This is a genomic window from Virgibacillus sp. NKC19-16 (assembly GCF_021560035.1).
Classification (GTDB): Bacteria; Bacillota; Bacilli; order Bacillales; family Amphibacillaceae; genus Virgibacillus_L; species Virgibacillus_L salidurans.
Window position 1 is genome coordinate 2162687 of the sequence record NZ_CP074373.1, and the last position, 24027, is coordinate 2186713.

A 24027-nucleotide genomic window follows, 5' to 3' on the forward strand; every position below is an offset into this window, starting at 1 on the left:
TATAACACGCTTAACTCTTTTTATTATACCAAGTATCGCCTTTTTTATGTACGGACCAAAAAATAAGGACTGACTAGATGCATTGCTCCCTGCACTAACGTGTAAAATAAGGAGTTATGCCTAGTCAGTCCCGGATATAAATCGAAAGCTTTATTTAGGCGCTCTCTTTAGGAAGTGTTTTATTTCCTTCTCGTACAGTTCCGTCTCTAAAAATAAGCTTAGGGCTGCCATTTTCTTCTTTAACCGTGTTAGATGTTATCACACATTTCTCTATATCTTCTCGTGACGGTAACTCAAACATAACATCAAGAATAATGCTTTCAATAATTGACCGCAAACCACGAGCTCCAGTTTTACGTTCGATCGCTTTTTTAGCTATTTCTACAAGCGCATCTTCTTCAAACTCTAATTCAACATCATCCATTTCAAATAGCTTCTCATATTGTTTTACAAGCGCATTCTTCGGTTTTGTTAAAATTTGTACTAATGCATATTCATCCAACGGTTCCAAGCTTCCCACAACGGGTATTCTTCCAATAAATTCCGGGATAAGTCCATAACTCAGGAGATCCTCCGGCAATACTCTTTGAAGTAATTCTCCTACTCCTAGATCTTGACCCTTATCATTGGAACCGCCAAAGCCAATTACGGTTTGACCAAGCCGACGTTTCACAATTTGATCTATACCATCAAATGCACCACCAACAATGAATAGAATATTTGTGGTATCGATTTGAATGAATTCCTGATGCGGATGCTTACGACCTCCCTGTGGAGGAACACTTGCTACAGTACCTTCAATAATTTTAAGCAATGCCTGTTGCACACCTTCACCGGAAACATCGCGTGTAATTGAAGGGTTTTCTGACTTACGTGCAACCTTATCAATTTCATCGATGTAAATAATACCCTTTTCAGCTTTTTCAACATCATAATCCGCTGCTTGTATTAATTTTAGAAGAATGTTCTCAACATCCTCACCAACATAGCCGGCCTCTGTTAAGGAGGTTGCGTCTGCCATTGCAAAAGGTACATTAATAATACGTGCTAACGTTTGTGCCAGCAATGTTTTACCACTACCAGTCGGACCAAGCATGGAAATGTTACTCTTAGCAATTTCTACATCATCGGAATTTGATGGACTATTAACGCGTTTATAATGGTTATAAACTGCTACAGATAAATTTTTCTTGGCTTTATCCTGACCAATCACGTAATCATCCAATGTTTCCATGATTTCCCTTGGCTTTGGAATTTCTTTTAATTCTATTTCTTCCTCTGTTCCGAGTTCTTCTTCAACGATTTCTGTACAAAGTTCAATACATTCATCGCATATATAAACGCCTGGACCGGCCACTAGCTTACGAACCTGATCCTGACTCTTTCCACAAAACGAACATTTCAATTGTCCTTTTTCTTCGTTATATTTACGCATTTAATCTCACCCCTGAAAGTTTAGATCTTCTCCTAAGTTTCACTTTAGCATTCAACATTAAAGTCATCATATCAGATCAAAATTAAAAAACAAAACAAAATACATTCCTATATTTCATATTTACGAAAAAGAGGCTTCTGTGATGTATCGATCCGTAATCATAAACTTATATTATCTGACGTCATGAAAAAGTCAAACCTTAATACTTACTATATGTTACATTCTAAAATAAAATCGTTAAATCGTGTAGAATCTATTCGTAAATATTGTAGCTTTATTCTTTGTAGTTGATATAAAAGATGGCGTAGTGACAATCCTTTGCTGGTTGAGAGTAGGGATTCGCTCCGGTTACTCCGCTAAATTGCATTAGTAGTCAGCATCCAAAACATTGAACCACCTCACCAGTCGGGTGAGTGGAGAACCGTTGATTCCTGCTCAGAATAACGTGTCTGAAGGCCCCACAGGACTATTCTAAGGAAGAGGCCGTACCCTAAGGATGTGCGTCCGCCCTTCGCTGACCCGAACGGCAATTATAGCAAATACGTATAGTAAACAGTAATTACGTCGTCTTTTATATCTTTTGTTTCATAGCAACAAATGTTTTCGGTGGGACGAACCATTGGTTCAGTCCCAATCTTTTAGAAAACAGCCTTCGTGTAATTTTTAACCGCTTCTAATTAAACGGAAACAAGATGCAAATGTCTCGCATCTTGTTAGTATTTACCGTATTCACCTGTAAATAAACGTATTTTTATCTATTCTACAGTTTTACTTTGTTCTACTAGGAAGTCAAGTGCCTTTTTGAATTTCAGATCTTCTTTAATCGCATCGGCATTCCCACCAAGTATTTGTTTTAATTGTTCTTTCTCGATGCCATACATACCAGCCATGTTATCTAGTTCTGCATCCACATCTTCATCAGTTGCTTCCAGACCTTCTGCATTAACAATTGCTTCTAACGTAAGATTTGTTTTAACCCGTTTTTTAGCATCTTCTCTCATTTGCTCTTTCATGGCACTTTCATCTTGTCCGGAGAATTGTGTATACATTTCCATCGTCATACCCTGTTGCTGCAACTGTTGTTCAAATTCTCTAATCATTTGATCCAACTCTGTATCCACCATAGCATCAGGTATTTCTACTTGCGTATTGTCTGATGCTTTTTCCAGCAATGTATCACGTTTTTGTCTTTCAGCTTCCTGTTCTTTTTGTGACTCAAGCTCTTCTCTTTTCTTTTGCTTTAATTCATCAAGAGATTCTGCTTCTTCGTCAACATCTTTCGCGAATTCATCATCCAGTTCCGGAAATTCCTTATATTTAACTTCATGAACCTTAACTTGAAATGTAGCTTCTTTACCTGCTAATTCCTCTGCATGATAGTCTTCTGGGAATGTCAAATTGATACTAGTTTCTGCATCAAGATCTTTACCGATTAGTTGCTCTTCAAATCCAGGAATGAATTGACCTGAGCCAATTTCCAAGGAATGATTTTCGGCTTTACCCCCGTCAAATGCTACGCCGTCGGTGAAACCTTCAAAATCCATGACAACCGTATCGCCTTCTTCAATGGAACCTTCTTCTTTTACAACTAGCTCAACATGCTCTTGCTGAAGTCTCTCAATTGCTTCATCGACTTCTTCATCCGTTACTTCTAAGGACTGTTCTTCCACTTCCAATCCTTTATATTCGCCAAGAGTAGCTTCCGGTTTTACATTTACATTAGCTGTAAAAACGACATCTTTGCCTCTTTCAATTGTTTCAATATCCACTTCCGGCTGTTCAATTGGCTGGATTCCAGTTTCGTCAATTGCCTTCCGGTAAGCATCTTGAAGAATAAGATCTACTGCATCCTGATATAAGGATTCCACACCAAAGCGGCTTTCAAAAAGTTTACGCGGTATTTTCCCTTTACGAAATCCAGGGAGTTCAATATCTTTCCTAACTTTTTTAAACGCCTGATCCAATGCAGTTTCAAATTCATCTGCAGTAATTCCAAATGTTAATAAACCTGTATTTCCTTCTTGCTGTTCCCATTTTGCTACCATAAAAATTCCCTCCAAAATCTATTGATTCCATTCATTTTTTAACGTTCATTATTGGACATATAATGATCACATTTTCAACCATCTCATTATAACATAATTGCTAGGCCTTTCAAGAATTTATAGCTATATACCTTTTTATTCTTCAATTATACTCAGATATAGGGATTCACATAATTTAATTTCCTCCATATATCGATCTACATCATTGTTTCGTTCCTCACCGGTATTTGTATGTATATTTAAATACGCTTCCCCTGTGATTTTCAAGGCTTCTGCTATTAGCTTAACATCATCAATTGGCGGCATGATAGGATAACGCACATATGTATATCGATAAAGAAGTTGGCCTAATAAGTGAAATAAAGATGGATCTTTTTGTTCCAGCCCGCTAATCAGCAATACTAGTTGTTTAAATGTTGGATGTGATGTTATTTCTGTAACATCAGTAGGATTAACGCGTAACTGTAATCCTAATTTATGTATTTCCACCTCATATGAAACTTCATGATCTTTTAACCAGTGAAAAATGGCTGTTTTCGAAACAGGATGAACGTTTTCGTTTACTAATAATTTTATAACGGTACTGGTTGGGCTGGATTCCGCCTTTCTTAAGTTTTCGACTAGGCGCCATTGTTCTCTATGATCGTTTTCATAAAAGGCAGATATGAGATCATCTAAATATGCGTTGGATTTTTCAATGGACAGGTCGTTTTGCATTTTCTCACTCATATCATAAAGCTGCTGAAATTGTTCTTTCATAACAAGTGGTATAGCTTCATTTTCACATTCATAGGCTACTTGTTCCATCAACAGTTCATATTGGCTTGTTTGAAATAATAATGTTAAATAAATATGTACATAATGATAATAGTTTTCTTCTTTATATTGCAATAACTCTTCACATATATCTTGAGCTTCCCCGTACCGTCCTAATTCCATTAAACAAATTATCTTACCAATAATTATTTCGTGGTTATTAACCTGATAGCTTAGTAATTTATTTAATTTGGACAATGCTTCCTCAAATCTTTTTTCCTTAAGCGCTTCTAAACTTTCTTCTTCCAATAATGATTTCCACTTTGGAAATAAAATAACATTATCTTGTTCGGATTCATTTAGCATTTATTCACCCCCCATTTAAGTTGTAAGCAATCTATATATGTGTTTGTTTTCCCAACTTACTGCTAAATTAAACTTAAAAAAGAGAAACCTATTCAACTATATAGGTTTCTCCTGCTGATGTCCCAGGCAGGATTCGAACCTGCGACCCACAGCTTAGAAGGCTGTTGCTCTATCCAGCTGAGCTACTGGGACGTATGTTATGTAAAATTAAGCGGGTGAAGGGAATCGAACCCTCGTCATCAGCTTGGAAGGCTGAGGTTTTACCACTAAACTACACCCGCACCGTAATAAGGATGTTTGCATCGATAATTTTAACGGACAAGATTCATTATATGCACTGAACATTTTTTTGTCAATAGATTACCCGAAAAAATATTTTGGCAAAAGCATAGCTTGTCGAACAATAGCGACAAGCTTATGACTTTATAATGATGCATGATATGTTAGCTCATCCACTACTTCTCCATCAACCGTATAAAATGTAACTGTAATGTCATCTGTACTGTCGAATTCCATGATTGCATATGTCTTTTCCGGACGGTTTCTTGGCAGTCGTATACTCCCCGGATTGATAAAAAGTTGCTCACCTATTTGTTCTGCACCAGCTATATGCGTGTGCCCAAAACAAATAACCTGGGCGCCTGCTTCTTCTGCTCGGTATCCTGCTGTCATAAGATTTGCTTTCACATTATGAAGATGGCCATGTATGACAAAAAAAGTGAGCCCATTAATCGTTATCTTTTGTTCTTCAGGGAGCCTGGCATCATGGTCCGTATTTCCCCCAACCTTTATTAAACCATCTAACTCCAGTGCATCCATATCTAATTCAGAGTCACCACAATGAATCATGTGTTTTAGTTGATGACGCTCTTTGATTTCTATAATTTCATCACGTAATCCATGACTATCACTTAGTATTAAAACCTTGGTCATTTGAAAGCCCTCCCTGCAATCGTTTTTATCCATTCTTCCAGTTGATTTATCGCTTTTTTTCGATGACTTATACTGTTTTTAACATCTTTTGGAAGCTGCGCCATTGTTTTTATGTAGTTTTCTGGAATAAAAATGGGATCATATCCAAAACCGTTTTCCCCTTTTTTGTAAAAAGCTATGCTACCTTCACAATAACCTTTACGAATGATCGGCTTTTCACTGGGTATAGCAATTGCTAAGAGGCAAATGAATCTTGCTGAACGTTCCGCAACTGGTACTGTATTTAATTCATCCAGTAATTTCTGAATATTTGCCTGATCATCTTTTGGCTCACCTGCATATCTTGCCGAATAGACACCTGGCCTTCCATTTAATGCATCAACCATTAAGCCTGAGTCATCTGCCAGAACAGGCGTGGATAACCTAGCTGCAATTTCTTCTGCTTTTAATAATGCATTTCCTTCAAATGTTGTACCAGTTTCTTCGACATCGGGTAAGTCTTCTGTTAAATCCAACAAAGAAACAGCTTCTATGCCATAGGCTGCAAAGAAATCTTTAAACTCTGTCGCTTTCCCGCTATTTTTTGTTGCTATAATTATTTGTTTCATTTTCATTCTCCTATATCACGGTTTCACCTATACGTTCAGACAAATCACCTATTGTTTCTTTTTGCTTTTCAGTAATTTGATCTAATCCCTCATTTGCAAGCTGGAGCATGGTCTGCAACTGCTTACCTGAAAACGTCGCTTCTTCACCAGTCCCCTGAATTTCAACGAACTCCCCGGACCCTGTCATAACAATATTCATATCAACGTGAGCACGGGAATCTTCTTCATAATTTAAATCCAGAATTTCTAATCCCTCAGGTAAAACCCCTACAGATATTGCACTTAAAAAGTCTGTTACAGGCATTTTTTTGATTGTTCCCTTGTCCAATAAATTTCCAAACGCTAGAACTACAGCTACGAAAGCACCAGTAATCGATGCCGTTCTTGTACCACCATCTGCCTGGATAACATCACAATCAACCCAAACTGTTCGTTCTCCAATTTTATCTAAATCAACAATCGAGCGTAGTGCTCTGCCGATTAATCGTTGTATTTCCATTGTTCTTCCACTGACTTTACCCTTGGATGACTCTCTAATATTTCGCTGCGTGGTAGCACGTGGGAGCATCGCGTACTCTGCCGTAATCCATCCCTTTCCTTGGCCACGCATAAATGGAGGGACCCTATCTTCTATGCTTGCATTACAAATCACCTTCGTGTCTCCTACCTCAATTAAAACAGACCCTTCTGGATGGGTAATGTAATTTGATGTAATGGTTATTGGTCGTAAATCATTTGTTTTACGGTCATCGTTTCTCATTCGTAAATCCTCCTTATTACACTCATTAGCTTAACATAATTTCACCAAACCCACATAAAAATATGTACAAAACAAAAAAGAGGCTAAGCTGTATAGCCCCTTAGATTAAAGCTTTTCCGTTGGTAAAAATGATTGTTTTGTAACAGGTTCATCATACATTTCCCCGTTTTCGTTAACCAATTGCTCTACATTTTCTACCTTTATGTCAACAGCTTCAACAGCCTGTTGTTCTGTTAATGTTCGAACGATTGTCTCCATTACTTCATCGGAAATCATCGGCTGATCAGCATCTGCAAGTATTCCTTCGTTAAAGACTAATTCAAGCACCCCGTTTTCTAGTGTAGGGGTATCTGTTAATACAGTCTCAGGATTAAAAACATGCGTTACATTCGTATTTAAACCCGGGCCCTGAATCATTTCTTCAACAATGGATCCAAACATTTCTTCACTTTCTCCTTCAACATACTGTGTAACAGGTACATAATAACGATTCTCATTATGTTCTGCCGGATAATACATCGTTACAGCTTGGCTGTCCAGCAAGTCGAGTGTATCTGTTTTAGTAATGTTTATTCCATTCGCCCTGGAATATCCCTCTCCAATTGGTGTACCATTTACAGGCATCTCTTCTTGTGCTTCGCCTTCGATCCTTAATTGCATTTTCTCCACGTTTTCAAATTGAGTTAACGTATGTGTCATGGATTCCAGTATTTTTACTTCATTTTCAGCTTCATAGTTTTGAAAATCACTGGAAACATCAACGATCAGTGTTCCATCCTCCTGTAAATTCAAACTTAACACCTCGGTTCCTTCAGGTAAAACAGCTTGAAAGCCATTTGGCAACATCGAGGTCACTGGACCACCTTTCACTAAATACTCAAGTACTTGTGTTGCCACTTCCTTTGAATCAGGGTTTGGTAATTCCAAGGTCTGGGAAGCAACCATCCCATTTGAATCGAGTAAATACAACTCTCTTGGCACCGTTTCAGATACATTTTCTTCTGCATCTTCTTCCTCTGCTGCAGTATCTTCGTCTTCAGCCGTCTCATCACCCGATGATGGCGTATCTTCCAAGTTATTCACTTCTTCTGCATCTTGAGGTGGATCCATTTCCTCAATTGATTGTTCCCCTTGCAAACATCCTGTTAGTATGATGGAGAAGGTTAACGTTCCTGTCAAAAGAATCCCGCGTTTCAGCATGTCATTCCCCCCTATGATGGTTGTACTAGTATATATACGAGCTCCATCACAAAAATAGACCAACCAAAACAAAATTTTATGAGAATAACTGCGTGCTGGCGAGAGCTAAGAATTTTCAGGGAAAATCTAAGGTCCGGCATTCTGCATTTAGCCAATGGCCGCTTTTTTAATTGTTACCATGTGGGAAGTTGGATGTTGGAAAATGCTTTCTGATATTTTCATAAAAATATCCATATCACCAGTTGTGAAGAATTGATGCACCGGAATCTGATTACTCTTATTTAATAACTGATGAACCTCTAACATCGTACTTGTTTCTCTAGCCGTCTCTTCGCTTGATGAAATTACAGTCACCTTATCGCCGATTACTGCCTGTATCGTATTTTTTATCAATGGATAATGGGTACACCCAAGAATTAATGTATCCATATGATTCTTTACTTTCATTGGTTCTAAAGTATCTGCCACAATTTTGTCAGCCTGATCTCCATACAATATACCTTGTTCAATCATTGGTACAAACAAAGGACAGGCTAATGCATTTACATGAATCTCTGATTTAATATGTTTCAGCGCATTTGTGTATGCTTCACTTCTGATTGTACCTTCCGTTCCGATCACACCAACATGGTTGTTTTTTGTGAATTTAATTGCAGCACGAGCGCCAGGCTGAATCACACCTATAACTGGAATATTTAAATTATCCTGCAGATCTTTTAACGTAAAAGCTGTTGCCGTATTGCATGCGACAACAAGCATTTTAATATCTTTTTCCAGCAAAAATTCTACCATTTCCCATGTGAATTTTTGCACTTCTGCTTTTGATCTTGGACCATAAGGGCATCTTGCTGTATCTCCAAGGTAAATTAGTTTCTCTTTGGGCAGTTGACGCATAAGCTCATGTGCTACAGTTAAGCCGCCAACACCGGAATCGATAACTCCAATTGCTCTCTCCAAACATATCCCTCTTCTATCTATTATTTTTCATTTACACTTTTCATTTCATCATATAGAAACGCTAATAGCTCGCTTAACGTCTGTGTTTGCCCGTCAGAGAACTTATCTAATACCTCACCTAAGTATTCCTGACGTTTAGCAATTACTTCGTGAACGATGGTCTTCCCCTTATCTAATACATGAATGCGAACGACACGCCTGTCATTAGAATCGCGAACTCGTTCAACAAGGCTGTTTTTCTCCATTCGATCCACTAAGTCTGTTGTTGTACTAAAAGCCAGACTTATTCGTTTTGATAACTCGCCAATTGTTAAATCGCCTTCATCCATCAACCATTGTATGGCGACAAATTGTGGTGAGGTAATAGGATAATTGTTTAATATTTTACGTCCATTTTGTTTTATAATACCAGCAATATATCTAAGTCTTTTTTCTACATCTACAATTGCTTCTGTTGATATATCGTTATCCAAAAGATCCCCCCTATAACTTTCCTCAGGCTAAGCCTTAGCAGGTCGAATATTACCTACATATCGTTATTTTATAATTATATCAAAAAAACCCCTATATTATATAAAATACGACTGTAAAAAGTAAAACAACTTCACCACTAAAATTCACGCACTATTTTTACATGTTTTCATAAGCTATAGAGACTAAATAATTTCCCTTCAGTTGCAGCTCTATGACAGCAAGGAGGGGTTAACATTTGAAGGACAATTCGTATAAACCGAAGCAATTATTAACGAAGCGTGAGAAAGAAGTATTCGAACTCTTAGTTCAGGATAAAACAACAAAGGAAATTGCCCAGGATCTGTTTATATCTGAAAAAACTGTCCGTAACCACATTTCAAATGCTATGCAGAAGTTAGGAGTCAAGGGGCGTTCTCAGGCAGTAGTTGAGCTCCTTCGCATGGGGGAACTAAAGCTTTAGAAAAAACCGACTTCCCTTAATTGGAAGTCGGTTTTTGTATTCTTCATCTTAAAAGAATTAGTGTGCATTATCACTGCCAAAGAAACTCTTGAATGCTTGAATATTCGTTGAACGATTCATTGCAGCAATGGAAGTTGTTAATGGAATACCTTTAGGACAAACCTGTACACAGTTTTGGGCATTTCCGCAACCATCAATTCCTCCATCTTCCATTAAACCTTCTAATCTCTCACTAGCATTCATTTCACCTGTTGGATGAGAGTTAAATAAACGAACCTGTGACAGAGCAGCTGGTCCAATAAAGTTTGACTTATCATTCACATTTGGACAAGCTTCCAGGCAAACACCGCATGTCATACATTTTGACAGCTCATATGCCCATTGACGTTTTTTCTCCGGCATACGGGGTCCTGGCCCAAGATCATACGTACCATCAATTGGAATCCATGCTTTGATTTGTTTCAGAGCGTCGAACATGCCCTCACGATCCACAATCAAATCACGGACAACCGGAAACGTGTCCATCGGTGCTAGACGAATCGGCTGTTCTAAATCATCAACTAAAGCTGCACAGGATTGCGCGGCAGTACCATTAATGACCATGGAACAAGCACCGCAGACTTCTTCGAGGCAATTCATATCCCAATAAACCGGTGCCGTGTCTTCCCCATTTGCGTTTACCGGATTTTCTCGAATTGCCATTAATCCGGAAATAACATTCATATTTTTACGATAAGGGACATTAAACGTTTCCTCATATGGGGCTGATTCCGGGTCATCTTGTCTTGTTATGATAAATGTTACTGTTTGTTCTTCAGCCATTTTTAATTACTCCCTTCACTTTTGTTTAGAATAATCACGCTTACGAGGTTTAATCAATGATGTATCAACTTCCTCGTAGCTTATTACAGGCGACTCAGTCTCATGGTCAAAATTCGCAATTGTCGTTTTCAACCATTCCTCATCATTTCGTTCAGGGAATTCAGGTTTGTAATGTGCTCCACGACTTTCATTACGGTTATAAGCACCCATGGTAATTACTCGAGCTAAATGAAGCATGTTTTTTAATTGACGCATAAACATGACACCCTGGTTGCTCCAACGTGCTGTATCATTTATACCAATGTTCTCCCAGCGCTCTAAGAGCTCAACAATTTTTTCATCTGTTTGCAGGAGTTTTTCATTGTCACGTACTACTGTGACATTGTCAGTCATCCATTCCCCAAGCTCTTTGTGAAGACGGTAGGCGTTTTCTTTGCCTTCCATTTTCAAAAGCGCTTCGAACTTATCTTGTTCTTCTTTCTCTTTTGCTTCAAAGAGTTCAGGCGGGAGATCTTCAACATGTGTCTCTAATCCGTCAATATATTTAATCGCACTAGGGCCTGCAACATTACCACCATGAATAGCAGATAGTAAGGAGTTAGCACCTAAACGATTTCCTCCATGTTGTGAATAGTCACATTCTCCGGCTGCAAATATTCCCGGGATACTTGTCATTTGGTCATAGTCTACCCATAACCCGCCCATCGAGTAATGAACAGCCGGGAAAATTTTCATTGGTACTTTGCGTGGATCTTCTCCAACAAATTTTTCATAAATTTCGATGATTCCACCAAGCTTAATATCCAATTCTTTTGGATCTTTATGTGATAAATCAAGATAAACCATATTTTCGCCATTAATTCCGAGTTTCTGATTCACACAAACATCAAATATTTCTCTTGTTGCAATATCACGCGGTACAAGGTTGCCATATGCTGGATATTTTTCTTCCAGGAAATACCAAGGTTCCCCGTCTTTATATGTCCAGATACGTCCACCTTCACCACGAGCTGATTCACTCATGAGTCGTAATTTATCATCACCAGGTATTGCTGTCGGATGAATTTGAATAAACTCACCATTTGCATATGCTGCGCCTTGCTGATACAAAGTACTAGCAGCAGCGCCTGTGTTGATCATCGAGTTTGTTGACTTTCCAAAAATGATTCCGGGACCACCTGTTGCAAAAATAGTAGCATCTGAAGGGAAGGATTTTATTTCATGCGATGTAATATCCTGAGCTACAATCCCTTTTCCCACACCTTCTTCATCTATGACCGCCTCGAGGAATTCCCAGCCTTCATATTTTGTTACCAAGCCCTCTACCTCATAACGGCGGACCTGTTCATCCAATGCGTATAAAAGTTGCTGTCCTGTAGTTGCACCGGCATAGGCTGTACGATGATGTTGTGTCCCACCGAAACGACGAAAATCTAGCAATCCTTCCGGTGTACGATTAAACATAACTCCCATTCGATCAAGCATATTTATAATACTCGGTGCTGCGTCAGCCATCGCTTTGACCGGTGGCTGGTTTGCGAGAAAGTCCCCACCATAAATAGTATCATCTAAGTGAATTTCAGGTGAATCACCTTCCCCTTTTGTATCAACTGCACCATTTATTCCGCCTTGCGCACATACAGAGTGAGAACGTTTTACAGGTACAATAGAAAAGAGGTCTACATTTACGCCTGCCTCGGCTGCTTTAATTGTTGCCATTAAACCGGCAAGTCCGCCACCAACGACAGCGATTTTACGATTACTCATGGTATTTACTCACTCCTTTTTTTATTATACGCCGTATGCAAATGTGATTAGCGTTCTAATCCCAAGATAGCTGATTCCAAGAAATAGAATTAATGTTGCGTATGTAGCTATTTGCTGTGATTTTGGCGATTGCGTAATACCCCATGTTACTAAAAAGCTCCATAATCCGTTTGCAAAATGGAATGTTGTTGAGAGAACCCCAATAACATAAAACCAAAACATAAACGGATTGGTTAAAATATTTTCCATAAGACTATAGTTCAATTCCACATTACCCATACCGATTTGTATACGTGTTTCCCAAACATGCCATACAATAAATACTAATGTAACAATTCCCGTAAAACGTTGCAGGTAGAATAACCAGTTACGGATATAGCCATACCTTCTCGTATTATTTCGTGTTACAAATACAATATAAACCCCTAATATTGCATGGAACAGAATCGGCAGATAGATTACAAATATTTCTAGCAACAGTACAAATGGAAGCCCTGCCATAAAACCTGCTGCTTGGTTGAAGCTTTCTTCCCCATACACAGCAAAGTGATTCACAATTAAATGTTGAACCAGAAATATCCCAATTGGAACCACGCCCAATAGCGAGTGTAACCTTCTGTAATAAAACTCACGTTGTCCCGCCATGTGTTACCCCCCTTAGCTTATTAAGTTAGAATATCCATTTCTTTTGTACATATATCAAACACAATTAAGATAAAAGTAAACCAATTTCATCTCTTTTACTGTCGGATATTGTACGAATTGTGACATATATATTGTACTTCTAACTCCAATTAGCGTCAAGAAAAGCAGGCATTAAATTTTGATAATTAGAGATTTACTATATTCATGAGAATAAAAAAATAGCTAGAACACTTGCGTAATCGCCTAATTATATAGATAATAATATTAGTAGACTACTAATATAACGTAATAAATTTTAATTGTTTACATAAAGAAGGGGTGGCGTTCATGGCACAAAAACAGGAAACATTTTCCGTGTCTCAACTTGATGAATTACATACAGCCGGGGCTGGCTACGATGTACTCAGGTACATAAGCTTACCTGAAGTATTAGGCAGAGAGTCCAATACACTCTTATATTTCATGGGAAGAAACCTTGCTAGAAAGCTTGATATAAAAGCACTCGAAGACATCTATTATATTTTCGATAAACTAGGCTGGGGAAATTTGGAACTGATTAAAGAAAAAAGAAAAGAGCTCGTTTTCCATCTCATGGCAGATGCAGTAGTACAACGACTAAATGCCTCGTTCGATACAGAATTCCGTTTGGAATCGGGGTTCCTGGCAGAATCCATTCAAATGATCAATGAAAGGGAATGTGAATGTGTGGAAGCAGTCAATCACAAAATTCATCAAATTGAATTTACAGTAGTTTATAATGGATGAAAAAATAGCTGCAGCTCTCTCGTGTAGAACTGCAGCTATTTTTCTTCATTCAAATGCACCCGAATAGCTTCCGCTGTGTCTGCGGGAATCCCCAGCCTGGTTAACTCTGTTAACGAGGCATTTTTTATTTCATTGATGGATTTAAAATGCGATAGTAATAATCTTCTTCGTTTCTGGCCAACGCCTGGAATTTTGTCTAATTCAGACTGAAATAAATTCTTACCACGTAACTGACGGTGAAAAGAAATTGCGAATCTATGAACCTCATCCTGTATTCGCTGAACTAGATAAAATTCCTGAGATTTTCTTGATAAGGGAATCACTGTTGGCGGAACACCATATAATAATTCACTGGTTCGATGTTTATCATCTTTTGCCAATCCGCATAAAGGTATATCCAAACCTAATTCATTTTCCAATACATCTAAAGCAGCGCTCATTTGTCCTTTACCGCCATCGACCATGATAAGATCAGGTAGTGGTAAATTTTCCTTTAACACCCTTTTATACCTTCTTCGGATGACCTCCCGCATTGTCTCATAATCATCAGGACCTTGTACGTCTTTTATTTTAAATTTACGATACTCCTTTTTATTCGGCCTGCCGTCAATAAAAACAACCATAGCCGAAACAGGGTCAACCCCCTGGATATTTGAGTTATCGAAAGCCTCAATGCGGTTTGGTGTCTCAATATGAAGCACATCACCAAGCTGTTCCACTGCTAAAACCGTTTTCGCCTCATCCCGCTCTATTAAGGAGAATTTTTCTTCCAAAGCGATTTTTGCATTTTTCATTGCCAGCTCAACCAATTCTTTTTTGCGTCCACGGAATGGCGTATGAACATCAACCTCGAGCAGTTCTTTTACCAGCTCATTATCTGCTCCGATCGGGAGTAAAATTTGCTTTGGCTTTGGATGATGCTGATGGAGATAGAACCTGCCAATATAACTAATAAAAGATTCTTCCGGTTCATCAAAAAACGGGAAAATGGCTACATCTCGCTCGATCAGATTTCCTTGTCTGATAAAAAATGTTTGGATACACATCCATCCTTTATCATAGCTATAGCCGAAAATATCCCTGTCTGAACGGTCATTTAACGTCATCTTCTGCTGTTCCATGACTACTTCAATATGCTGCACTTGATCTCGTAATTCCTTTGCTCTTTCGAAATTGAGCTGTTCACTGGCTTCATGCATTTTCGTGTTTAATTTTTTCTTAATTTCTTTATAACCACCATTTAAAAATGAGGTGATCTGCTGGGAAATAGCTTTATACTCCCCCACGGAAGGTGGATTTTCACTGCATGCTAAACACTGACCCATGTGATAATAAAGACAGTGGCGGCCCGGTTGATTATTACATTTCTTTAATGGATATAATCGATCGAGTAGTCTTTTCGTTTCTCTTGCGGCGATCACATTTGGATATGGACCAAAGTATTTCCCCTTGTCCCTCTTAACATTTCGGGTAATTAATAATCTAGGATGCCGCTCAGAAGTTATTTTTAAATATGGATATGTTTTATCATCCTTTAACATCACATTATACTTTGGATCATATTTTTTTATTAAATTCATCTCTAAAATCAGTGCTTCAATTTCCGATGTTGTCACAATATATTCAAAGTCCTCTATTTCCTGTACTAAACGTTGCGTCTTACGATCATGTGCACCCGTAAAATAAGAACGCACACGATTCTTTAGCAGCTTAGACTTTCCCACATATATGATTGTTTGATGTTTATCTTTCATTAAGTAACAGCCCGGCTGCGTGGGGAGTACGGCTAATTTTTCTTTTATAATTTGGTTCATTGTATCTCCATTCCTTCAGGTTCAACTAGTAAAAGAGAACGGCTTTAATTCTGATTAACTAAAGATAATCCCTTGCTACATGGCGCAACAAGGGATTCAGTCGTATTTTACTATCTAATTATATTTTATGCATGTTTGTTAATTAAATCAACAAGTGCTTCTTTCGGTTGGAAGCCGATGACCTGATCTACAACTTCACCATCTTTGAATAATAATAATGTTGGAATACTCATCACACCGTATTTACCAGCTGTTTCCTGATTTTCATCTACATCCAGTTTAACGATCTGAACTTTTTCTTCCATTTCGCCATCGATTTCTTCCAATACTGGTGCAATCATTTTGCAAGGTCCACACCATGGTGCCCAAAAGTCAGCTAGCACTAACCCCTCAGAAGTTTCCTTCGTGAAATCTTGATCTGACACATGTACTATAGCCATTCATTATTCCTCCTTATTCATCTTAAATCTTATAATGAGTATATCATCGATATTCTATCCATGCTAATACAATGCTTATACGCAAATTAAAAGACCTGACCATATAATGATCAGGCCTCCACCTCTAGCTTACTGACTGCTTCAGGCTTTTAATTTCTTCTGTTAACGTAGGAATAATTTCAAACAGATCACCTACAATGCCATAGTCAGCTACATTAAAGATGTTTGATTCGGCATCTTTATTAATGGCTACAATGACTTTCGAATTGGACATTCCAGCCAGGTGTTGAATGGCTCCGGAGATTCCAACGGCAATGTAAAGATCAGGTGTTACAACTTTACCTGTTTGACCAATTTGCAGTGAGTAATCACAATATTCCGCATCACACGCACCACGTGAGGCTCCAACTGCTCCTCCTAATACATCAGCTAATTCATATAGTGGCTTAAAGCCTTCTTCACTTTTCACTCCACGTCCACCCGCAACAATCACATTTGCTTCAGATAAATCTACCCCCTCAGAAGCTTTACGGATTACATCCTTAATAACAGTCCGGATGTCTGTAACATCAACATCCTTTTCAGCTATATCTCCTGTACGACCTCCATCACGTTCAAGAGCAGAAATATTATTAGGTCTTATTGTTACAAAAGTTAAGCCATCTGTAATTATTTTTTCTTCAAACGCTTTACCGGAATAAATAGGTCTGATGAACGCTGCCTTATCCCCATCCGCTTTGATTTCCACTGCATCTGATATCAACCCGGATTCTAATTTACTCGCAAGCTTCGGTGTTAAATCCTTACCTATAGATGTATGACCCATCACAATTCCATCCGGAGACTCCTCATTAATAACAGTCATTAATGCTTGTCCGTAACCTTCCGATGTATATGTTTTCAAGTTGTCATGTTTAACTGTAACCACACGATCTGCACCATAATAAATCATTTCTTGCGCTTGATTATTTAAATCTTCATCACCAAGTATGACTCCAACAATTTCTCCATCAGCAGCTATTTTTTTTGCAGCTGCAATTGCTTCAAACGTTACATTACGCAATGAAGCCTCTTTATTTTCACCAATAACTAGTAATTTATCGCTCACGTAACATTTCTCCTTTCTGTTTGGAATGTTTACAGTACCTTATCTTCATTTTTCAGCAGGGATACTAATTCTTTGACTTGATCCTCTACATCACCTTCCAGCATTCTGCCTGCCTCTTTCTCTGGTGGTAGAAATACTTCAACTGTTTTCGTTTTTGCTTCTACATCATCTTCATCTAAATCAAGGTCATCAATTTCGAGTTCTTCCAACGGTTTCTTTTTAGCCTTCATGATACCAGGCAATGAAGGATACCTAGGTTCATTTAAGCCTTGTTGACAAGTGACAAGTACAGGAAGACTGGTTTCTAAAATTTCTACATCACCTTCAACATCTTTTTCAATATGAGCTGTCCCTCCATCGATTTTCAAGCTTGTGATCGTAGTGACATATGAGAACCCTAAGCTCTCCGCTAATCTTGGACCAACTTGACCACTCGCTTCATCGATAGCGACATTACCTGCAAGAATTAAATCCGCTTCTTTCTCTTCAAAGAAAGCTTCTAAGATTTTCGCGGTTGTATATTGATCTCCTTCTTCGAGATCATCTTCTGTATTGATTAGAACTGCTTTATCTGCGCCCATAGCCAAGGCTGTACGTAATTGTTTCTCCGATTCCTCGTCTCCAACTGTTACCACGGTAACTTCTCCACCATGCACGTCTCGTTGCGTAATTGCTTCTTCAACTGCATATTCATCATATGGATTTATGATGAATTCTGCGCCATCATCTTCAATTTGACCATCTGATACATTGATTTTCTCTTCTGTATCAAACGTTTTCTTTAATAATACATAAATATTCATGGGACGTATCCTCCTTAGAAATATGTTATTTATCCCGGAAGCTGGGTTTACGCTTATCAATAAAAGCCTGTATACCTTCTTTTGCATCCTCAGAACCGAATATCTTCCCAAAATCCTTGGCTTCTGCTTGCACTCCTTCTGAGAATCGTTCTGTTTTTGCATATGGAATGAGGCGCATAACACTATTTATTGTAAGCTTACTTTTAGCAGCAATTTTCTCTGCCAGTTTACTAGTTTCAGATCCAAGCTCTTCTTCTGTTACTACTTGGTTAGCGAGACCAAAAGCTTGCGCCTCGGTGCCAAGAATCGGCTCTCCGGTTAGAATCATTTCATAACCTTTCGCCGCCCCAACATATTGAGGTAATCGCTGTGTTCCCGCAAATCCTGGAATAATCCCCAGCGTAACCTCCGGCAGACCCAGTTTGGCGTTTTCGGTAACAATTCTGATATGACACGCCATTGCAAGCTCTAGTCCCCCGCCTAAAGCAGCGCCATGAATCGACGCAATAACTGGAATGGAAAAGTTTTCAATCCGATCAAATAGCTGTTGTCCCCTACTTGATAGCGATTCCAAATCTGACGTATTTTGCAATGATGTAAATTCCTTAATATCTGCACCAGCAGAGAAGAATTTTCCTTCGCCCTGTACAACAACCGCTTTAATAGTAGTATCCTGCTCAATACCATCAAGTTGTTCAGCAAGTTCGTTTAATAGTGTACTAGATAATGCATTTGCCGGGGGGGTTTGGATCGTTAAATAAGCAACATTGTTTTTAGATTCATATGCTATAGCCAAAATAATAAACCTCCTTTGCATAAGTATAAATTAAAATTCAAATTTTGAAAACTAACTTAACTTTTTGCTGTAAGACCATTCGTTAGTAAATCATGAACAACAGGCGCCTGACTAACTAAATCATACCTTCCCTCTTTCATTACCCAGTTTGTAACAATTTCATCTAACGTTCCAAACATCATCTGGCGTACAAGACGAACGTTCAAGTTATCCCTGAATATATGCTCACTCATACCTTCTTTAACAATATCGTCCATGACGGCTAAATATGGCTTTAAAACTTTATTAATTTGCAAACGTAAGGCTGCATTTGACTGCCTTAATTCCAACTGAGTAACAATTGCTAAATGATAATTCTCAGAAAGCTGCCTGAAATGCATTTCAATTAATGTTAGTAATTTACTACTTGCACTTTGCTTGTCATGAATACTTTCAATAATTCGCTCAATGAATTGCCCCATTTTTTCTTCAAAAACAGAAATCAGGATGTCTTCCTTATTTTTAAAATAAAGGTAGATTGTGCCATCAGCTACACCTGCTTTTTTAGCAATCTTGGAAACCTGTGACCCGTGATATCCATTTTCTGCAATCACCTCTACTGCTGCTTCAATAATTTGGTTATACTTTGGCTTCGTTTTTTTCATAATATTCTCCTTGAACCTATTACAAAGTGAATGAATAATCATTCATAATTTTATTGTAACGAGCCAATTTCATTATGTCAAGAGAAGCTTGTTCGATTATTTTCGAAAAAAGAGCCTAAGCTCAAAGGGTGCTTTCTTTTTGTTGATTTCCTTTTTCTTCTTCAACTAATTGGCGCTTTAGAATCTTGCCTACAGCTGTTTTTGGTAATTCTTCTCGAAAATCATAGGCTCTTGGCACTTTAAACGTGGCTAGATGCTCTCTGCAATAGGTGTTTAATTCTTCTTCTCTAATCTCGTATCCGTCCTTTAATACGATATAGGCCTTCACTGTTTCCCCACGATAGGCATCCGGTATACCTGCCACAACTGCTTCTTGAATTCCTTCATGCTCATAAAGAACTTCTTCTACTTCTCTTGGATAAATATTGAATCCACCAGCGATGATGACATCTTTTTTGCGATCCACGACATAAAAATAACCCTCATCATCCATAAACCCGAGATCACCTGTGTATAACCAGCCATCTTTCAATACATTATCTGTTTCCTCCTGATTATTCCAGTAACCTTTCATAATTTGCGGACCCTTTACAGCAATTTCTCCAACTTCACCTATATCCGCTTCCTCATCGGATTCCAGACGAAAAATTTTAGAATCTGTATCAGGCCAAGGTACACCAATACTGCCATTCACCCGATTTCCCCAAATAAAATTAGCATGTGTAACCGGAGAGGATTCCGTCAGTCCATATCCTTCTACCAAACTTCCATTTGTAATTTTTTCAAATTGTTCCTGTACTTCAATAGGCAATGGGGCTGAACCACTTATACAAGCCTGAATGGAAGACAAATCATATTTATTTATGTCCGGATGATTTAAAAGACCAACATAAATAGTTGGAGCTCCTGGAAATAACGTTGGTTTTTGCTTTTGAATCGTTTTTAAAACCTTTTCAGCATCAAAATTAGGTAACAGAATCATTTTTGACCCTTGCATAACGGACATATTCATTACTGTTGTCATACCATATACATGGAAGAATGGTAATACACCTAAAACGACTTCCTTCCCTTCTTTTGTTTTATATAACCAAGACCTGCACATTTGTACATTTGCTACTAAATTATAGTGTGTCAGCATAACCCCTTTTGGATTTCCTGTTGTTCCACCAGTGTATTGCAATAATGCCAAATCATTTACCGGGTCGACCTCCACTTCTTTATAGCGGGCAGCGGATGTATCCATCATTAACTGCCACACATGCGTTTCTTCGCTTTGCTCCACCTTCACAACCATATTATATTGCTTTTTTTGAATAAATGGATACAAGCGATTTTTCGGAAACGGCAAGTAATCTTTAATCCCTGTAACAATGGTATGTTTCAAATTTGTGTTAGCGTGTACATTTGTGACCCTTGGCAGTAAAATATCCAGACAAACAATAAATGTTGCACCTGAATCTTTCAATTGGTGTTCCAGTTCCCTCTCTTTATATAAGGGATTTGTTTGTACAACAATTCCTCCTGCCATGAGTGTAGCATAATAACTAATAACTGCCTGAGGTGAATTTGGCAGCATCACAGCAACTTTATCCCCTTTTTTTAACCCTAAGGACTGCATGTAATTTGCCATTTTCCTTGTTTGGGTGTAAAGATCGTTGTATGTTATCTCCTTCCCCATAAAATGAAGCGCTTTCTTTTCTGGGTAGCGCTGAGCACTCTCAGCCAGAAATGCATGCAAGGGCTTTTCATCATACCCAATCGTGGTCGGTATTTCTGATGGATAATGCTTTTGCCATTTTTTCTCTTGGTCCATGATATCTCCTCCTATACTACTATATTATAACTCATTATACCGATAAATTTCTATTTTTTGAAATTTGAGCTTGTATTTTTTTCAAATTAAATATACGACCCCTACAATTACAAAAATAACTGCCACAATGATACATACTTTAGCTAATGTTTCCAACATCTTCTCCCCTTCTATAAAATTTTTATACTCCCTGAATACGCATTGCAATGATACCCTGAAATATTCTAAAACAGGGCATCATTATACTTAAAAAGACCGGCATTTAACGAAATTCAATTACCGTAACACCACTGCCTCCCTCACCGGAGGAACCGGGTCTTGATGAGGCAATACTTGTATGATTTCGTGCAAATTCCTGTACACCCTTACGAAGCGCGCCTGTACCCTTTCCGTGGATTATGGATACCTTGGAATAGCCCGCGAGCAATGCGTCATCCATATATTTTTCCAGTTTTGACATTGCATCTTCAAAACGCTCTCCCCGTAGGTCCAGCTCTGTTTTCACATGGTAGTTCGATCCTTTGATCGTTGCTACCGGCTCCTCGACCGTTTCTTTTTGTTTACCGATTAATTGAAGGTCCTCGCGTTTTACCTTTACCTTCATGATTCCTACTTGTACAAGATATTCGTGCTCATTCACTTTTTCCAGCACAGTACCTTGCTGGTTTATAGTGGTTAACTTAATTTCATCACCTGGGTGTAATGCTGTATTGTTTCGGACAGATGGTGATTCTTTTTTTGTATCTTGTTTCTGTGAAAGATTGGGTCTGGCTTCCTCGAGCATTTTCTTCGCTTCAATCCACTCGTGTTCTTTTATTTGGGTGTTGTTTTTCATCGAACGGACTTCATCTACGATTAATTCTGCTTCTTCCCGCGCTTTATTTAATGCCTTCTCTGCTTTTTCTTCCGCTTTTTTATATAATGTTTCCCGTTTTTGATCAAATTGCTTCCACTGCTTCTCCATATCCTCCCGAAGCTTTTCACTTTCAAGTAAAATCTGATGAGCCTCCTGATAATCCTTCTCTGCATTCAATTGAGACTTCTCCAATGAAGCAATCATATTTTCAACACTTGTAGAGTCTACGCCAATATGACTCCTAGCTTGTTCAATAACAGAATCACTTAAACCTAAACGTTTGGATATATCAAACGCATTACTCCTGCCGGGCACACCTATCAGTAAACGATAGGTTGGTTGAAGTGTCTCCATATCAAATTCCACAGATGCGTTAACTACATTGTTTCTGTTATAGCCATATGCTTTAAGTTCCGGGTAATGGGTCGTAGCAATAATGCGGGCGCCTCTGGATACAACGTCATCCAGAATAGACATGGCTAATGCCGCACCTTCCTGTGGATCTGTTCCAGCACCCAACTCATCAAATAATACCAATGTTTTATGATCTACATTTTCTAGAATTTCTACAATATTCGTCATGTGGGAAGAAAAAGTACTTAAATCCTGTTCAATTGATTGTTCATCACCAATATCTGCAAAAACATCTTCAAATACTGCCATTTCACAGCCGTCCAGTGCCGGGATTTGCAAGCCGGATTGGGCCATTAATGTACATAAGCCGACCATTTTTAATGTAACTGTTTTTCCGCCTGTATTCGGTCCTGTAATGACAATTGCCGTATATGTTTCACCAATCTCCACATCATTTGCGACTACCTCATCGCTTGATATGAGCGGATGACGTGCCTGAGACATTTTGATAATGCCTTGCTCATTCATGATCGGCATTGCTGCTTTCATTTGTCTGCCCAGTTTAGCACGGGCAAACATGAAATCGATTTTAGCTAAAACAGTAACATTATCCTGTAAAAATGCCTCCTGCTCTGAAATGCGTTCACTTATAACTTGTAAGATCCGCTCAACTTCCTGCTTTTCTTTGACTCTTGCTTCCTGTAATTGATTATTCAGATCGACGACAGACTTTGGTTCCATAAATAATGTCTGGCCGGAAGCAGATTGATCATGAACAATCCCCCCAATGGAGCCTCGGTGTTCTTGTTTTACTGGAAGCACATACCGTTCATTTCTTATCGTGATAATTGAATCAGACAACATATTGCTGTTTGATTTTGTATAGCTATCTAGTTTATCACGCACCCTGCTTTCAAATGTACGAATAGATGAACGAATTCCGCGCAATTTCTCAGAAGCACTATCCATCACATGTCCATGATCGTCAATACAGCTCTTTATATGTGTTTCCAGATCTCTAAGTGGTGTAATTTGCATCACAAGCTCTTTTAAAATAGGGAGATCCTCTTCCAGACTTTCAATAAAAGTCTTTACTTGTCGGCCACCATAAATGGTAGTTGCAACATCCAACGCTTCGCTTGTTGAAAGAATGCCTCCAATAACGCTTCGTTTTAGGCTTGCTCGAATGTCAGCGACCCCCCCTAAAGGAATAGACAGGTTTAAGCGTATAATTTGCATGGCTTCATCCGTTTCACGTTGTAACATCTTCACTTCACTTATATCCGTAGATGGTCGAAGCCCGAAAGCAAGATCTTTTCCCAATGAAGTGGCCGCCTGGTTATTCAATTGTTCGATAATTTTTTCAAATTCCATTGTACGGAGAATTCTATCGTTCATACGTT

22 protein-coding genes and 2 tRNA genes are annotated in these 24027 nt (G+C 38.5%); 2 read left to right on the top strand and 22 right to left on the bottom strand.

What is annotated here, in order from left to right:
* Positions 1–154: 154 nt before the first annotated feature.
* From clpX to KFZ58_RS11240, 11 genes are all read right to left on the bottom strand, one after another.
* Positions 155–1435 carry an ATP-dependent protease ATP-binding subunit ClpX gene (gene clpX / locus KFZ58_RS11190; protein ID WP_235791395.1) on the bottom strand — a complete coding sequence of 427 codons (1281 nt, stop codon included), beginning with the start codon at positions 1433–1435 and terminating at the stop codon, positions 155–157.
* Positions 1436–2190: 755 nt separating this feature from the next.
* Positions 2191–3480, bottom strand: coding sequence for a trigger factor (tig, locus tag KFZ58_RS11195; protein WP_235791396.1), 1290 nt, complete (start codon positions 3478–3480; stop codon positions 2191–2193).
* Between the two features lie 135 nt (positions 3481–3615).
* The gene (locus KFZ58_RS11200) at positions 3616–4602 is read right to left on the bottom strand and encodes a tetratricopeptide repeat protein (RefSeq protein WP_235791397.1); all 987 of its coding nucleotides are present in this window, start codon (positions 4600–4602) and stop codon (positions 3616–3618) included.
* 118 nt (positions 4603–4720) lie between these two features.
* Positions 4721–4794, bottom strand: a tRNA-Arg gene (locus KFZ58_RS11205).
* Between the two features lie 18 nt (positions 4795–4812).
* A tRNA-Gly gene (locus KFZ58_RS11210) sits at positions 4813–4883 on the bottom strand.
* Between the two features lie 142 nt (positions 4884–5025).
* On the bottom strand, positions 5026–5535 hold the full coding sequence (locus tag KFZ58_RS11215; protein ID WP_235791398.1) for a metallophosphoesterase family protein: 510 nt from the start codon (positions 5533–5535) through the stop codon (positions 5026–5028).
* Complete coding sequence (locus tag KFZ58_RS11220) at positions 5532–6143, bottom strand: XTP/dITP diphosphatase (RefSeq protein ID WP_235791399.1); 612 nt, start codon at positions 6141–6143, stop codon at positions 5532–5534. Before KFZ58_RS11220 ends, KFZ58_RS11215 begins: the two co-directional genes overlap by 4 nt.
* 10 nt (positions 6144–6153) lie before the next feature.
* On the bottom strand, positions 6154–6903 hold the full coding sequence (gene rph / locus KFZ58_RS11225; RefSeq protein ID WP_235791400.1) for a ribonuclease PH: 750 nt from the start codon (positions 6901–6903) through the stop codon (positions 6154–6156).
* A gap of 105 nt (positions 6904–7008) precedes the next feature.
* Positions 7009–8103: a GerMN domain-containing protein gene (locus KFZ58_RS11230; protein WP_235791401.1), complete on the bottom strand. Its 1095-nt coding sequence runs from the start codon at positions 8101–8103 to the stop codon at positions 7009–7011.
* Positions 8104–8250: 147 nt separating this feature from the next.
* Positions 8251–9060, bottom strand: coding sequence for a glutamate racemase (gene racE / locus KFZ58_RS11235; RefSeq protein WP_235791402.1), 810 nt, complete (start codon positions 9058–9060; stop codon positions 8251–8253).
* A 20-nt stretch (positions 9061–9080) separates the two neighbouring features.
* Positions 9081–9533, bottom strand: coding sequence for a MarR family winged helix-turn-helix transcriptional regulator (locus KFZ58_RS11240; protein ID WP_235791403.1), 453 nt, complete (start codon positions 9531–9533; stop codon positions 9081–9083).
* A gap of 236 nt (positions 9534–9769) precedes the next feature.
* Here KFZ58_RS11240 and KFZ58_RS11245 point away from each other — a divergent pair, with 236 nt between their 5' ends.
* On the top strand, positions 9770–9994 hold the full coding sequence (locus KFZ58_RS11245; RefSeq protein WP_222641660.1) for a helix-turn-helix domain-containing protein: 225 nt from the start codon (positions 9770–9772) through the stop codon (positions 9992–9994).
* Positions 9995–10051: 57 nt separating this feature from the next.
* On the opposite strand, the gene sdhB is transcribed toward KFZ58_RS11245, so the two are convergent.
* Genes sdhB through KFZ58_RS11260 form a run of 3 tightly spaced genes read right to left on the bottom strand, consistent with a single transcriptional unit; the run spans position 10052 to position 13228 of the window.
* Positions 10052–10816: a succinate dehydrogenase iron-sulfur subunit gene (gene sdhB / locus KFZ58_RS11250; RefSeq protein WP_235791404.1), complete on the bottom strand. Its 765-nt coding sequence runs from the start codon at positions 10814–10816 to the stop codon at positions 10052–10054.
* A 15-nt stretch (positions 10817–10831) separates the two neighbouring features.
* Positions 10832–12583: a succinate dehydrogenase flavoprotein subunit gene (gene sdhA, locus KFZ58_RS11255; RefSeq protein ID WP_235791405.1), complete on the bottom strand. Its 1752-nt coding sequence runs from the start codon at positions 12581–12583 to the stop codon at positions 10832–10834.
* 24 nt (positions 12584–12607) lie between these two features.
* Positions 12608–13228 carry a succinate dehydrogenase cytochrome b558 subunit gene (locus tag KFZ58_RS11260; RefSeq protein ID WP_235791406.1) on the bottom strand — a complete coding sequence of 207 codons (621 nt, stop codon included), beginning with the start codon at positions 13226–13228 and terminating at the stop codon, positions 12608–12610.
* A gap of 327 nt (positions 13229–13555) precedes the next feature.
* On the opposite strand from KFZ58_RS11260, the gene KFZ58_RS11265 reads away from it, so the two are divergent.
* The gene (locus KFZ58_RS11265) at positions 13556–13993 is read left to right on the top strand and encodes a YslB family protein (RefSeq protein WP_235791407.1); all 438 of its coding nucleotides are present in this window, start codon (positions 13556–13558) and stop codon (positions 13991–13993) included.
* Positions 13994–14028: 35 nt separating this feature from the next.
* Here KFZ58_RS11265 and uvrC read toward each other — a convergent pair whose 3' ends face one another.
* From uvrC to KFZ58_RS11305, 8 genes are all read right to left on the bottom strand, one after another.
* Positions 14029–15807, bottom strand: a complete 1779-nt coding sequence (gene uvrC, locus KFZ58_RS11270) for an excinuclease ABC subunit UvrC (protein WP_235791408.1) — start codon at positions 15805–15807, stop codon at positions 14029–14031.
* A 125-nt stretch (positions 15808–15932) separates the two neighbouring features.
* The gene (gene trxA, locus KFZ58_RS11275; RefSeq protein WP_235791409.1) at positions 15933–16247 is read right to left on the bottom strand and encodes a thioredoxin; all 315 of its coding nucleotides are present in this window, start codon (positions 16245–16247) and stop codon (positions 15933–15935) included.
* 124 nt (positions 16248–16371) lie between these two features.
* On the bottom strand, positions 16372–17355 hold the full coding sequence (locus KFZ58_RS11280) for an electron transfer flavoprotein subunit alpha/FixB family protein (protein ID WP_235791410.1): 984 nt from the start codon (positions 17353–17355) through the stop codon (positions 16372–16374).
* Positions 17356–17384: 29 nt separating this feature from the next.
* Positions 17385–18158 carry an electron transfer flavoprotein subunit beta/FixA family protein gene (locus KFZ58_RS11285; protein WP_235791411.1) on the bottom strand — a complete coding sequence of 258 codons (774 nt, stop codon included), beginning with the start codon at positions 18156–18158 and terminating at the stop codon, positions 17385–17387.
* A 25-nt stretch (positions 18159–18183) separates the two neighbouring features.
* Positions 18184–18957, bottom strand: coding sequence for an enoyl-CoA hydratase (locus KFZ58_RS11290; RefSeq protein ID WP_235794731.1), 774 nt, complete (start codon positions 18955–18957; stop codon positions 18184–18186).
* Between the two features lie 53 nt (positions 18958–19010).
* Positions 19011–19598, bottom strand: a complete 588-nt coding sequence (gene fadR, locus KFZ58_RS11295) for a fatty acid metabolism transcriptional regulator FadR (RefSeq protein ID WP_235791412.1) — start codon at positions 19596–19598, stop codon at positions 19011–19013.
* A 121-nt stretch (positions 19599–19719) separates the two neighbouring features.
* The gene (locus tag KFZ58_RS11300) at positions 19720–21414 is read right to left on the bottom strand and encodes a long-chain-fatty-acid--CoA ligase (protein ID WP_235791413.1); all 1695 of its coding nucleotides are present in this window, start codon (positions 21412–21414) and stop codon (positions 19720–19722) included.
* 262 nt (positions 21415–21676) lie between these two features.
* Complete coding sequence (locus tag KFZ58_RS11305) at positions 21677–24022, bottom strand: endonuclease MutS2 (RefSeq protein ID WP_235791414.1); 2346 nt, start codon at positions 24020–24022, stop codon at positions 21677–21679.
* Between the last annotated feature and the right edge of the window lie 5 nt (positions 24023–24027).